Annotated in this window: 10 protein-coding genes and 1 tRNA gene; 5 read left to right on the top strand and 6 right to left on the bottom strand. The window is 36.4% G+C overall.

Annotated elements, in window-relative coordinates; genetic code table 11:
* The first annotated feature begins 12 nt into the window (after positions 1–12).
* Positions 13–1,206: a 2-C-methyl-D-erythritol 4-phosphate cytidylyltransferase gene (gene ispD / locus AAGD59_RS00530; protein ID WP_015589406.1), complete on the top strand. Its 1,194-nt coding sequence runs from the start codon at positions 13–15 to the stop codon at positions 1,204–1,206.
* 964 nt (positions 1,207–2,170) lie between these two features.
* Here the strand turns inward: ispD and AAGD59_RS00525 are convergent.
* Complete coding sequence (locus tag AAGD59_RS00525) at positions 2,171–3,235, bottom strand: 5-(carboxyamino)imidazole ribonucleotide synthase (protein WP_141456665.1); 1,065 nt, start codon at positions 3,233–3,235, stop codon at positions 2,171–2,173.
* 99 nt (positions 3,236–3,334) lie between these two features.
* On the opposite strand from AAGD59_RS00525, the gene apaG reads away from it, so the two are divergent.
* Positions 3,335–3,736, top strand: a complete 402-nt coding sequence (gene apaG, locus AAGD59_RS00520) for a Co2+/Mg2+ efflux protein ApaG (protein ID WP_174516854.1) — start codon at positions 3,335–3,337, stop codon at positions 3,734–3,736.
* Between the two features lie 234 nt (positions 3,737–3,970).
* Positions 3,971–4,864, top strand: a complete 894-nt coding sequence (locus AAGD59_RS00515; protein WP_015589403.1) for an Rpn family recombination-promoting nuclease/putative transposase — start codon at positions 3,971–3,973, stop codon at positions 4,862–4,864.
* 10 nt (positions 4,865–4,874) lie between these two features.
* Here the strand turns inward: AAGD59_RS00515 and AAGD59_RS00510 are convergent, their stop codons facing one another.
* A complete protein-coding gene (locus tag AAGD59_RS00510; RefSeq protein ID WP_015589402.1) occupies positions 4,875–6,473 on the bottom strand; it encodes an ABC transporter permease in 1,599 nt (532 codons plus the stop codon).
* A gap of 129 nt (positions 6,474–6,602) precedes the next feature.
* On the opposite strand from AAGD59_RS00510, the gene AAGD59_RS00505 reads away from it, so the two are divergent.
* On the top strand, positions 6,603–7,409 hold the full coding sequence (locus AAGD59_RS00505) for a rhodanese-related sulfurtransferase (RefSeq protein ID WP_265027903.1): 807 nt from the start codon (positions 6,603–6,605) through the stop codon (positions 7,407–7,409).
* Positions 7,410–7,450: 41 nt separating this feature from the next.
* On the opposite strand, the gene AAGD59_RS00500 is transcribed toward AAGD59_RS00505, so the two are convergent.
* From AAGD59_RS00500 to terL, 3 genes are all read right to left on the bottom strand, one after another.
* Entirely contained in the window at positions 7,451–8,221 is a 771-nt protein-coding gene (locus AAGD59_RS00500; protein ID WP_341812929.1) for a hypothetical protein, read from the bottom strand.
* Positions 8,222–8,278: 57 nt separating this feature from the next.
* A complete protein-coding gene (gene topA, locus AAGD59_RS00495; RefSeq protein ID WP_141456668.1) occupies positions 8,279–10,729 on the bottom strand; it encodes a type I DNA topoisomerase in 2,451 nt (816 codons plus the stop codon).
* A gap of 391 nt (positions 10,730–11,120) precedes the next feature.
* Positions 11,121–12,572, bottom strand: coding sequence for a phage terminase large subunit (gene terL / locus AAGD59_RS00490; RefSeq protein WP_341812928.1), 1,452 nt, complete (start codon positions 12,570–12,572; stop codon positions 11,121–11,123).
* A gap of 1,080 nt (positions 12,573–13,652) precedes the next feature.
* On the opposite strand from terL, the gene AAGD59_RS00485 reads away from it, so the two are divergent.
* Positions 13,653–13,726, top strand: a tRNA-Arg gene (locus AAGD59_RS00485).
* Positions 13,727–13,734: 8 nt separating this feature from the next.
* Here the strand turns inward: AAGD59_RS00485 and AAGD59_RS00480 are convergent.
* The gene (locus tag AAGD59_RS00480; protein ID WP_015589397.1) at positions 13,735–14,685 is read right to left on the bottom strand and encodes a complex I NDUFA9 subunit family protein; all 951 of its coding nucleotides are present in this window, start codon (positions 14,683–14,685) and stop codon (positions 13,735–13,737) included.
* Positions 14,686–14,705: the final 20 nt, after the last annotated feature.

Raw genomic sequence — 14,705 nt, 5'->3', positions numbered from 1 at the left:
ACAAAAAGAAATATGTGCGCTAAGAAATACAAAATAGCAGCATTAATAGTTGCAGCGGGAGTAGGCAGTAGATGCAATTCTACGATTCCTAAGCAATATATAAAACTGGCAGGTAAATCTGTTTTATTTCATACAATTAAAAGATTTCTGGCTAACCAATATATAGATTACATAAGAATAGCAATTAATAGAGACCATGAAAGTTTCTATGAGAAAGCTATATCACTAATTACAGACACTAAATTACTAAGCCCTGTATACGGAGGAGAAAACAGGCAAAGTTCAGTTAAACTAGGGCTTGAAAGCTTACAAAAAGTTAACCCAGATTTTGTAGTTATACACGATGCTTGTAGGCCTTTTGTGTCAGATGTTCTGATAGATAACTTGGTTGAATCTATGATTAATGATCAATATACAGGAGTAGTTCCAGCAATAGAAGTTGAAGACACTATGTCATTGGTGAGTAATAGTTTTATTGAATCTACGATTTCAAGAGGAAAGCTCAGAGCCATACAAACCCCTCAAATTTTTAATTTCAAAGAATTATTATCATGCCATCAATCAGTCAAAGAATTTACTGACGATTCATCACTAATGGTAGAGCACAAAAAACATGTTGCGATTATTAAAGGTGAGAAAAGCAATTTTAAGTTAACCACAAAAGAGGATATCAATATGGCAAAGCTTCTTTTTGAAGAGCCAAAATTTCGTGTCGGAGCCGGTTATGATATACATAAGTTCATTAAAGTTCAAAACGGTGCTGAAAGCTTTATAAAAATTTGCGGTGTGAAAATTGAACACAACATGGCAATAGAAGCGCACTCTGATGGTGATGTTGCAATACATGCAATCGTTGATGCAATACTCGGAGCACTGGGATATGGCGACATAGGAGAGCACTTTCCTCCTAGTTCCTCTGAATGGAAAGATTGCAATTCATCTCACTTCCTTGACTTTGCTGCTAAAAAAGCAAAAGAAAAAGGGTACAGCGTATCTAATTTAGATATTACTATAGTTTGTGAAGAGCCTAAAATATCGCCTTACAAAGTAGAAATGAAGAAATTCATATCAAAAGCATTAGAAATTGATGATGAATTTGTAAATATCAAAGCAACCACTGCAGAAAAATTAGGTTCTCTTGGAAGAAATGAAGGAATAGCTGTACATGCTTCTGTGTTATTGCATACAAACTTTTATTGGAAATAGAAACGAAAAACTTCCTTGACAAACTCCGCCAGCCCCCTTATCATGAAACTGAAGCTATTTATTTATCTTCTCTGTACAGATTAAATGACAAAAAAACTCACGTATCTGGCGTCTCATGTTTAATTTTTTGCACTATGTGCACCTTATGTCTTTATCAAATTTCTGGGTTTTTACCTACACAAGCTGAAATACGCTTATAAAGCATTTAAAACATTAAAAAACGCCAACTTAAAAAATGGATAGTGAATAATTAGCTACCCTAGGGTTTCTTTTGCCTTTTTTTCTGTTTAGTAAATTTCTTAACGTTTATAATTTAGATTAGTTGCGGCTTAAAAGCAACTGAATCGCGGTTATTAAACGTTTAGAATAAAAAAACGCCATACTTGAAAGTATAATGTAAGTAATTAGCCAACCACGGGGCTTTTTTTGCCTTTTTTTTCGTTTGGTAAATTTTTTAATGTTTGTGGCTAAACGACAACCGTCATCCCGCTGCTTGTTAGCGGGATCTAGAGATACCGCGGCGGCATGACGTAGGACTGCTGTCATTCAAGTAGCTGACGCTGGAATCCAGCCTTGCTGTAATCTCATCAAGAACGTTGTGTTTTAACATAAGATCAGCCACTTTTATGCTTACCAACTTAATAAAATTCCTGGATCCAAGTAGTCAGGCTACTCGGATGACACCTTCATAAAGTGAAATGAGATCCCGCTAACAAGCAGCGGGATGACGAGAAAGGGGCTACTCGGATGACACCCTCATAAAGTAAAATGAGATCCCGCTAACAAGCAGCGGAATGACGGGAAAAGAGGTGCTGGGATGACACCTTCACAAAGTGAAATGAGATCCCGCTAACAAGCAGCGGGATGACGGGAAAAGAGGTGCTAGAATGACACCGTTTACTATGTAACATCTCATCATATCACAATGTTCGTACAGTTGTGGCGGTATAACGTAGAAAAACTGTTAACTTAAATCTATATTGACATGTCCCATTTTACGCTTATCTCTAACCTCTTTTTTCCCGTATATGGTTAAACTAGCTTTTTCGTTGCTCAAATACTTATGAGAATCATATATATCATTACCTATTATATTTTTCGTCATACAAGGAAAGCGTAATACTACTTCCTGCATAGGTAGCCCGCATATTATCCTAACCAGCTGTTCAAATTGACTAACGTTACATGCATCCAAGCTCCAGTGGCAAGAATTGTGAGGTCTGGGAGCTAGTTCATTAACTAACAATTCGTTATCTTTAGTAACAAAAAATTCAATAGCCAGAATTCCTATTACATCAAGCGCATTTGCTATTTTCTTTGCAGCTCGTTGTACCTCTTGAGTTAATTTGCTATCTATTTTAGCTGGCACTGTTGAAGTATCAAGTATTCCATCAACGTGGTAATTTTCTGCTATAGGAAAAAAAGCTACTTTACCGTTTTTATCTCTTGCAACGACTATTGAAACCTCTTTCAGTAAATCAACACTTGCTTCAAGAATGTACTCTGTATTCCAATCAAAGGAAGCAAATTGCTTCACTTCAGAATCATTCTCAAGCACATATTGCCCTTTTCCATCATAACCCATTTCTGTTGTTTTCAGCCTTGTTGGATAGCCAAAAGCTCTACTGCTTTCCAGTAGCTCATTATAATTTTGTATACTTTTGTATTCAGCAGTTTTTATACTCAAGCTTCTAATGAAATCTTTCTCTCTAAGCCTATTTTGCGCAATGTGTAACGCTTTTTTACCCGGATAAAAATTTACATCGATATTAATTGCACTACATGGAATATTTTCAGACTCAATAGTGACCAAATCCACACTCTGTGCAAAAGATTCAAGCGCTTTCTTATCAGAGAAATCTGCTATTGTGAAATCATCAGCAACAGAGCAAGCCGGATCGTCTTTAGCACTGGCAAAAACATGTGTTTTTTGTCCAAGTTTTGTTGCAGCGATAGCAGTCATTTTACCTAATTGTCCACCACCTATTATTCCTATTACTTTTTTGCTAAGCGCATCTGGTTCATTCATACTATAAATTGATATTTCCTAATTAGAGTATACTTGAAAAATCTATGAAAAAAGTATATAATTAGGATACTATCTTTTTATCATGAATATTCTATAATGATTCTAGAATACACACTAACTACCAACTTTGTTGAAGTTACAGTTTTACCAATTTATATTGAAGAGCAATCCATTCCTTATGAAAATTGCTATGTATGGATGTATAACGTTAAGATAAAAAACAAAAGCCAATCAACTATTCAATTGTTAAGTCGTCATTGGCAAATAATAGATTATAAGGGAAAAGTAAATGAAATTGCCGGAGTTGGTGTTATCGGAGAACAACCTGTGATAAAATCTGGAGAGGTATTCAAATACACAAGTGGAACATACTTAAATGCACCGTCAGGAATAATGCAGGGTAAGTATGAATTTCTGAATGAAGAAAGCATAAAAATTTTTGAGGTTATGATACCACCCTTTTCTTTGGATAGTCCATACGTCAAAACTAGACCCCATTAACTATCAAAATAGTTTATTTGTAACCAGACTGCATTCTGTGATTTTTAGCAAAGCACGATACACAATCGTCATCCCGCTACTTGTTAGCGGGATCTATGCTAAGATACCGCGAATGAATCGCGGTATGACGGTTCGTGGCGGTTATGACGTGTTAGCTATAGCTATCTTCAAAAATATGGTTGAATAATTGTTAATAATAGTGTATAATTATTAATATTTTTAAGCACTTTGGCTATGGCTCTTTCAAAATTTCTCGATCCTCGCAATGATTTGTGTTTCAAAAAAATCTTTGGAACGGAAAAAAATAAGAATATCCTGACCCACTTTTTGAACGATATTTTAGGGTTTACTGAGATAAATGCAATACAAGAAGTTGAGTTTCTTAGCACTATTATGGATCCCGAAGTTGCCTCTGATAAACAAAGTATTGTTGATGTTCTCTGCAAGGATTCTCACGGAAATAGATATATAGCAGAAATGCAGCTCGCTAGAGACAAGGGCTTTGAAAAGCGCGCACAACTCTATGCTGCTAAAGCCTACTCAAGACAATTAGATAAATCTGGCAACTACATTGATTTAAAGAAAGTCTTCTTTATTGCTATATCAAATTGTAACTTACTTCCTGAAGAAGTTGATTATATTTCTACTCACAATATACGTGATATAAAAACTAACGGCCATTACTTAAAAGATTTTCAGTTTGTCTTTATTGAGTTGCCTAAATTCGCAAAAAATAAAGTAGAGCAGTTAGAAAGTATAGTAGAAAGGTGGTGTTTCTTTTTTAAATACGCAGAAGAAACAACAGAAGAGGACTTAAAAGAGATAGCAGAAAAAGCGCCAATAATAAAGCTAGCATATGATGAATTAGACAAGTTTCGTTGGAACGAAAAAGATTTAGTAGCCTATGAAGAAAGGATAATGGATCTACGCAAAGAAGAAGCTATTCTTGAATACAGACTTGATCTTGCTGAAGAGAAAGGTATACAAAAAGGTATAGAGAAAGGGAAAATTGAAGGGAAAATTGAAGTCGCAAAAGCAATGCTGGCTAATAATGTTGATGTCAACACTATTGTTAAGTTTACTGGCCTTTCTATTAGTGAGATTGAAGAATTAAGTGGAAATCTGTGAACAGTTACGTTTATTTTTTATCCTTATCATCAAGTGTAAATAAGGTTATTGTAGAGATTAAGCCTATTATAACTATTATTAACGAAAATGGGGCAGCTTCTCTATAGCGCTCATCGCTTACAAGTTCATATATTCTAGTTGATATAGTTTCAAAATTAAATGGTCTTATAATGAGTGTTGCTGTGAGCTCTTTGATAGTATCCATAAATACGAGCAAAAATCCCGATAATATACTCTTCTTGATGAGAGGGATATGAACATTCAAACATGTGGAAATAGGTCCGTGACCCATGGTATATGCAGTCCACTCAATTTCATTTGGTGTTTTTTTGAGCCCTGACTCTACCGCCTTGAAAGATATAGCAAAAAAACGGAATAAATATGAGTAAACTAATGCGCCAATAGTTCCTACTAAGCTAATTTCCACAACATATTGAGTAATGAAAGAGGATATTCTGCTTAAAAATATTATTATACTAATTGCGATAATTGCATTTGGAATTGCGTAGCCTAAAGAAATGAGACGCGCTATATTGTTGATTACCTTATTTTTACGCGCCGTATATCCAATCATTATTGCAATGCTAATTGAGATTAATGCGGTGATAAATGATAAACTAATGCTATTTGCTATTATGTTATAGAATCTTGCTTCGTATATGAAAAACCCCTTCTCTATGCTCCAATATATGAGCGGAATCATTGGCAAAATAAAACCTATTAATATCGGCAATACACACATAAGATAAGCAAAGATCAACGGTATAGCGCCACTTATACTCCGTTTATTGTGATAATCTGAATTGGTATTGATTGAAGAGTAAGATATTCCTTTTTTTTGTAGTTTTTTTTCGATAGCTATTAGTATCACAACGAAAATTAATTCTGCAACTGCTAAAACAGTAGTTGAATATTTGTCATGCAGTAAAAACCAGGTGCGATATATTCCCGTCGTAAAAGTATCGATAGCAAGAAACTGTGGTGTGCCGAAATCTGTAATTACTTCCATTAGTACCAAAGACAACCCAGCTATAATCGATGGGCGTATGGAGGGTATGATGACAGAAAACAGGCTCTTCAATGAGGAGAACCCAAGTGTTGATGCAATAGTGACTGAGTTACTAACATTCTTTAGACTTGAGCGGACTAACATATAAACGTATGGATATAAACTAAATCCCATTACTAATATTCCACCACCTAGGGATTTTATTTCAGGAAACCAATAGTCACCTTTGCTCCACTCTAAAATGTCTCTTAATGAGCTCTGCACTGGACCTGAAAATTCTAGTGTATTTACATAGACGAACGCTACTATATATCCAGGAATCGATATCGGAAAGAACAAAGCAATCTCAAAAATTTTACTTCCAGGAAATGAAAAAAATGTGGTGAGCCACGCTGGAATTACTCCAAATATGAAAGATATTCCCCCCACTCCTATCATCAAAATTAACGTACTCAGTATATATTCAGGGAAAAGTGTGCTGATTACCCATCCGGAATTTGCTGTATCTGTAAATAGAATTGATATTAATGATAATATTGGACAGACGAATAATATACTTACTAGAAATAAGAATATATTTTTAAATACTCTTAAAAACATTAATTTGAATCTATATTTTATATTAAAATGTTATATGTAAAAACTGAAGATATCCAGTAATTAACAGCCGTACTATTGAATATCTTTATAATTTTGTATATCATGTTTTTAGTTGATAAGTGAATAATCATGAGCTTCGTCATTGCAACTTTCTATCATTTTGTAGAACTTTCTAATTATTATGACATGAAAGACGAAATAAAAGCTACATGCAACAACGTTGAGTTAAAGGGCACTATACTCCTTGCAGAAGAGGGTGTTAATGCAACAATATCTGGTGAAAGAAACGCAATTGATAAAATATTCGATTTTCTACGTTCTGATTATAGGCTAAGGGACCTTACATGGAAAGAGAGTGCAGCAGAATATCAACCATTTAGCAAGATGAAGGTAAAATTAAAAAGAGAGATTGTGAATCTTGGTGTAAGCAATCTTGATATTTCCCTGAAGGGTAAATATGTTGATCCAGAGCATTGGGATGATTTTATTTCTCAACCTGACGTTTTAGTAATAGATACACGAAACGAGTATGAAGTGAAATTAGGCAAGTTTAAGAATGCAATTAATCCACACACACAATGTTTCCGTGAGTTTCCTCAGTGGACAGAGTCATTTTCTGAGAGTAAAGACCTGAAAGTAGCTATGTACTGCACTGGTGGAATTAGATGCGAAAAATCAACAGCGTACATGAAAAATCTTGGATTTAACGATGTGTACCACCTGAAAGGCGGCATTCTTTCTTACCTCGAAAAAACTCATAATAAAAATGATAATTGGGAAGGTGAGTGTTTTGTTTTTGATGATAGAATTGCTGTTGATAACTCACTTACTCCAAGCAACACAATAAAATGCATACTCTGCTCAAATCAAGTTTCAACTGATAAACTGAAATCAGTTCCACGTGGCCAGGTGGTTTGTTTCAACTGTAAACTTTAGCATTAGAAAAAAGCTCCTGTACTAGAATTTAACACGGATCTTCAACAACTCCTTCGTGGTTGCATATTGTTTAATTCAGTGCTTTCAAGATATGTACTCACAGCATAACCCACCCCAGCTCCGAGTAACGCGCCAACCACAGCAGATGCAATAAACGCTGCAACAGAAACACCAACAGGAGTTAAAGCAGCAGCCCCTAAACAATATGCTGCAACTAGACCAATAACTAAACCAACTGTTGCTCCACAAATATAGTATTTGCTACTGCTTTTAAGTTTTTCTTGCGAGTTTGATACCTCATCCTGCAATTTTACGTTTGCACCTTTACCGCTAATCTTGTAACCAATTATATTAAGTGAAGGAAGATTTTTTTTGAGTTTATCTAATTCTTTTGCAACTTCATTGCTAATCTTGCAACCAATTAAATTGAGTGAAGTAAGATTTGTAAGTTTGGTTAATTCTTTTGCAACTTCAACACTAATCTCGCACCCAGCTAAATGAAGTGAAGTAAGATTTGTGAACTTAGCTGATTCTCCTGCAGCTTCAACACTAATCTTGCACTCACTTAAATCAAGTGAAGTAAGATTTATAAGCTTAGCTAATTCTCTTGCAACTTCAACACTAATCTTGCACTTACCTAAATGAAGTGAAGTAAGATTTATAAGCTCAGCTAATTCTTTTACAATTTCAACACTAATCTTGCACTCAGTTAAATCAAGTCTTGTGATATTTGGTATGCCTACTAACTTACTTACATCCGTGTAATCTAACCTACATAAAGCTGGAGTGTCGCCCTGTGTGTAAAATATCATTTATCCCACCGCATTATTAGAGTATATTTTAACTTTACCTAATATTTCAATAAAAGTCTACTTCTTATTCTTAATCAACTCTAAAGCCTTCTCCAGATCTATACTTTCAATATCTGCACTCTTGCCCAAAGCAACGTTTGTTTTACCGCATTTTATATAGAATCCGTACCTACCGTTGCAGATAAAAACTTCTTTTCCCTTTTCATTAACCCCGAGAGATTTTAACTCTTTGCATGGACTGTTTGCAATAATTTGTACAACTTCGCTCAATTCTCTATTCAGCACCTCTTTGGAGCTTTTCTTAAGAGAAAAGTATCTACCATCATAGAAAATATAGTACCCAAATCGCCCAAGGCCTATTTTTACTTCCTTTCCGGTTTCAGGGTGTTCTCCGATTACTTTTGGCAAGGAAAGTAACTGAGTAGCGGTGCTCAGATCAATCTCATTAACATTTATATCTTTTGGTATGGAAACCGTTTTTTTCTTTTTTAACTCGTTATTAAACTCCAGATAAAGTCCAAAAGGACCCTTTTTGATCATCACTTCTTGGTTTGTTATATCATCTATACCTAAACTTTTTGGATATTCTGAATTGTCGTTACTGCCCGTAATTTCTTTTGTATGGTTGCATTCAGGATAATTAGAACATCCAAGGAACACCCCGGCTTTTCCAAAGTTCAATTTCAATATGCCATCAGAGCAAGCAGGGCATTTTGTATTCACCTCTTTTTTTCCTTCTTCTGAACAAAACCAATCGATTACCAAATCGTGAATGCCGCTGAAAACTTCATCATGCGTCATTTGCTTGACAGAGTTTACATGACCAAAAAATGGCACCCAAAAGTGGCCTAATTCTTTTTTCCAATCTGCATGTCCATTTGAAATTAAATCAAGCTTCTCTTCCATTTGTGCTGTGAAATCATACTCTACACAACGCTGAAAAAAAGTTTCTAAAAATATAGTAACGATTTTACCGCGGCTGCTTGGAATAAACCTTTTGCTATCCAATGAAACGTACTCACGATCTTGTAATACCGAAATAATTGTTGCATAAGTTGATGGTCGACCTATACCGATTTCTTCCATTTTTTTTACGATACTTGCTTCACTATAACGAGGTGGCGGTTGAGTGAAATGTTGTTTTGGCTCAACTGAAATCAGCTTACACGCTTCCCCTTCCTTCATGGCAGGTAGCAGGCCTTCATTTTCGGCTTCTATGTTATCTTGGTAGACTCTATAAAAACCATCAAAGAATATACTTGATCCACTTGCTCGCAGAATTACTTTCTGGTCAGTAGAACTAATTTCGACTACCACTTGATCAAGAATCGCCGACTCCATTTGACTTGCAATGGTCCTTTTCCAGATTAAATCATACAATTTAAATTGCTCTGGCGTTAAGTAATCCTTAATACTACCCGGCGTTCTATTGATATCAGTTGGACGAATTGCTTCATGTGCTTCTTGAGCATTTTTGACCTTTTTTACATATTTACGAGGAGACTGCGGTAAATATTTATCACCATATAATGACTTAATTGACCCTCTAATTGAGTTTATAGCCTCATCTGCAATATGAAACCCATCTGTACGCATGTAAGTTATCAACCCTACAGTTTCACCACCAATATCGATACCTTCATATAAATTTTGCGCTATGCGCATAACACTTTTCACATTAAAATACAGTTTATTCACTGCATCTTGCTGAAGACTTGAAGTAATAAACGGAGGAAGCGGGTTTCTCTTAACTTGCTTGCGTTCTACTGTGCTTACAGCATATTGCCTTGATTCAATCTCCCTGACTAAGTTCTTTGCTTCTTCTTCATTCTTAATATCAAATTTTTCTAGCTTTTTATTGTCATAGTGGCTTAGCATAGCAAAAAAAGCCTCATCTTTGCTATTTTGCATTTCTGCTTTTATGCTCCAATACTCCTGTGTTATAAATTTACTAATTTCATCTTCTCGTTCGCATATAATCTTTAATGCAACAGACTGCACTCGCCCTGCAGACTTGCTTCCCGACAATTTTGTCCACAGCAGTGGTGACAAACTAAATCCAACTAGATAATCCAAAGCTCTACGTGCTTGTTGTGCACGCACTAAATCCATATTAATTTCACGTGGATTTTTTATTGCTTCTTGTACTGCTCTTTTTGTTATCTCATTAAAGACTACTCTATAAATGTTGTTTTCATTACTGATTGCTTTCTTTTCTTTTAATGTCTCTATCACATGCCAAGCCATTGCTTCCCCTTCTCTGTCTGGGTCTGTTGCAAGATATATATCTGATGTTTTGCTTGCGGCTTTTACTAGCTCTTTTATATACTTTTCTGCTTTTTCAATGGTTTCATACTTTATAGCAAAATCATTATCCGGATCGACAGAACCGTTTTTTGCTGGAAGATCCCTCACATGTCCAAAGGATGCAGCTACTTTGAACTCTTTACTCAAATATTTACCTATTGTCTTTGCTTTCGCAGGTGATTCAACTATTAATAATGCCATATTGTTAATTATTTTAGTACTTAAAGATAATATGTTGAGAAATATACAATGAAAAGTAAAAAAATATTTTAATGGTTCTTGTGAATTTTACAAAGTAGACGGTGTCATGAAAGTAGCTGACACTGGAATGACAGCAGTCCTACGTCATACCGCGATTCATTCGCGGTATCTCATCCGCTAACAAGAGATCCCGCTAACAAGTAGTGGGATGACGAGCTTACCGTCATGCTGCCGCGAACCGTCATACCGCGATTCATTCGCGGTATCTCATCAGCTAACAAGCAGCAGTTCTACGTCATACCGCCGTGGTATCTTTTAGCATAGATCCCGCTAACAAGTAGCGGGATGACGGTTGTCTCCTAGCTGTCATCCCAGTACTGGTAGACTCAAATCACAATGCTCGTATAACTGCAACCCTGGAGGTACTGTTTCTCACCCACTGCAAATATTGCACGGTACTGTCCACTTGGTCGTCGTGGCGCGTTTCAGGAAACATTAAAATCTCATACTCAAAATCGTTCAGCCATACTGCTTGATGTGGCAGAAAAACCTTGCCAGACTCTATAATCGGAACAATTTGATGAAATCGAGTGAGCTTGTCATCATGTGGCACTATTTCAATAATCGGTAAATCACTGTTTGTCTTTAGCTCTTGCACCAATTGTTGACCACTTGTTTTTGCTTCGATTAAAATTGCGTGTGGCGTCCATCTTGCAGCTAGTGACAAAACCTGTTCTTTAAGCTTTCGATACTCAAGCTTTGCGCGATATACGTCGAGTAAATAGAATTTATTATCTATTTTTGCCCAGGTGGTGCAGACACTAAAGTTGCTCATGTTACTTGTTGAAACCGCAGTATCCCAACTTTGTGTTATATGCGAGAGGTTATCAGGAAATTTTTTATAGCGTTTCAACCACTCTGGTTTAATTATACCACTTGAAAGCGGCAGAGGGTTTTGTTGATATTGAGCAGCAAAAGCGTAACTCCCAAGTTCAGCTTTTATTATCTCAACTTCTTCTTTTCCTCCATCGAGGGGATATAACAACTGACCTTCTTCTCTTGAATATAATATCCTTACAGGTGACGCTGGTTTATTATATAATCGCCTGGTCGCACAGTGCTGAGCTACTCGGATGATAGGAACGGGAGGTATTGGCTTTTTGATTGAATAAATAACCTGCTTATTTTCAGAAATCATTGGCAAACAAATATGATGCCATATGTTTTTTGGCTTGGAGAGAAGGTGTCCAGTTAAGTCCTCCTGGTGTAGCCTGTGCATTACAAGAACGATGACTCCTTTTTTTCTATCGTTCAGCCTGGTTACTAAAGTCTGATCAAACCAGTTTGTGGCACGCTTTCTAAGCGTTTCACTCAAAGCTTGAGCAGAACTGAGCGGATCGTCCACAATGATAAAATCACCACCTTCACCAGTTAGTGTTCCACCAACTGATGTTGCGATTCTGTATCCTCTCTGCACTGTTTGAAATTTATATTTGGTATTCTGGTCTTTGGATAGTTCTATCTCTGGAAATAGCGCTCTATACCAACTAGACTGCATCACGCACCTGGTGTCGAGCGAGTGCTTTTCGCTGAGCCGCTGAGAATAACTTGCAACTATTATTCTCGCAGTTGGTTGGTTTCCCAGTATCCATGCGGGCCACGCAACGCTTATGCACATGGACTTCATCGAGCGCGGAGGCATATTGAATATTATTCGTTTCACTTCACCAGCGCTCGCTGCTTCCAGCCTATCTGCTATGACTTTTATATACTGATAATCGTTATACTCACACCCCGGCACTACCGTTTGAAAGCACAGTTCAATGAATTTTAGAAAGTTCATGATATAATGTTGAAACCAACGCGTGACGCTGGGATGACAAAAAAAGGAGCACTGAAGGCTATAGGTGAGACGTCGCGGTATCTCTAGATCCCGCTAACAAGCAGCGGGATGATGAATTACTATGCCGCCGCGAACCGTCATACCGCCGCGGTATCTCAGCCGCTAACAAGTAGCGGAATGACAACAATCCTACGTCATACCGCCGCGGCGCTAACAAGAGATCCCGCTAACAAGCAGCGGGATGACGAATTACTTAACCATCATCTACACCGTCATACCGCGATTCATTCGCGGTATCTCAAAGCATAGATCCCCTACTATACCTTAACATAGATCCCGCTAACAAGCAGCGGGATGACGAATTACTTAACCATCATCTACACCGTCATACCGCGATTCATTCGCGGTATCTCAAAGCATAGATCCCGCTAACACGTAGCGGGATGACGGTTGTTGTTTAGCTATAAATATTAAGAAATTTACCAAATGAAAAAAAAGGCAAAAGAAACCCTGGGGTTATTATCCGCTTTAAAATATTGGCGTTTTTTATGTTTTAAACGCTTGACAAGCGAGATTCAGCCGCTTTTAATTGCAACTAACTTACGCTGCAAATGTTTAAGAAATTTACTAAGCAGAAAAAAAGACAAAGAATCCCCGAGTTAGCTAGTCTTTTACTATCTCTGTCGAGTATTGGCATTTTTTGATGTCTTGTAACGCTTTATAAGCGCGTTCAGCTTATTTAGATAAAAATCTAGATGTAGATGAAGTTTTGTAAAGACATACAGTATCTATATACTGCAAAAAATTGAACATAAGACGCCGATACATTAAGTAATCCTTACCTTTTAATCTGCAGATTGGCGAAAGCAAATACAATAGCTTCACTATCATGATAAGGGCGCTGGCGAAGGGTGTCAAGTAAGTTTCTATATAATATTTTCTAAAATAAATAGACTTCTCGCATCCAATTTTGGCAGCGCGCGACACACAACTGCAATGACAAGGTGTCGCAAGATAAACATCATATTCACACGAAGTACTTGACTTCACTTGTACTAAGAAGCATTTTATATATGTTGTGTGCCCGTAGCTCAGCTGGATAGAGCAACAGCCTTCTAAGCTGTGGGTCGTAGGTTCGAATCCCACCGGGCACACTCTTTTATCAATACTTTCTATAAATCTTCAAGTACTCTGGCACCACATTTTCAATTGCTAATGGTCGAACCTTCATTGTTTCAAGGTCAACTGACTTTTCGATTGAACTATTCATCATAACTTTCACCTGATCTTGAGTAAGCATAGGGTTCGTATCTCCGGTTATTGGTTTTAGCAGCATAGAAATAATTTTATTTTCTAAAAAGAAAGCTATTAACTTTGCCATTGGAAAAGATACATTGACCAACAAACACTTTCTGTTAGTAACATTCAGAATAAACTTCAATAAGCTTTTGAAAGAGTAAACCTTTGGTCCACCCATGTTATAAATTTTCTTGTCTTGCTTATTAAAACTGATAATACGATATACCACTTCAGCTAAGTCTGTTACACATATTGGCTGAAATTTAGTTGTTCCATTGCCAATTAGTGGTAAGAAAGGAAGAATAGTTGCTAATCTTGCAAATTTATTAAAGAAGTTGTCTTCTTTACCAAATACAAGGCTTGGCCTAATTATTATTGCTTCTTGAAATGCTGAAGTTACAGCTTTTTCACCTTCCAATTTACTTTTGGCATATTTTGACAACTTGCTATTTTCTATTCCCATAGCAGAAAAATGTATCATCATAGGTACATTTTTCATTTTTGCAGCTTTTGCTATCCTTTCAGCTATTTTAACGTGAACAGCGTAAAAATCGTGCTTTTTTGCTTCATATAATATTCCCACTAAGTTTATAGCTACATCACATTCTTCCATACCATCCAGAACTGATTTTTCATCAAAAAAATCGCCTTTAAATATTGATATTTGTCCTAAATTGCCACACAATTTTAAACAAGCAGCTTTTTCCTGATTACGAGTGAATATCTTTATTAAATATCCTTCTGCTGCCAAGCGTCTTACGATGTGTTTCCCTATAAACCCCGTTCCACCAAAAATAATTACACGTTTTGTCACAATTAAAGTTCCTAATAATT

Source organism: Wolbachia endosymbiont (group A) of Cephus spinipes, assembly GCF_964026895.1.
In the GTDB taxonomy this organism is placed as follows: Bacteria; Pseudomonadota; Alphaproteobacteria; order Rickettsiales; family Anaplasmataceae; genus Wolbachia; species Wolbachia pipientis.
This window is presented reverse-complemented; position numbering and strand designations above follow the sequence as displayed.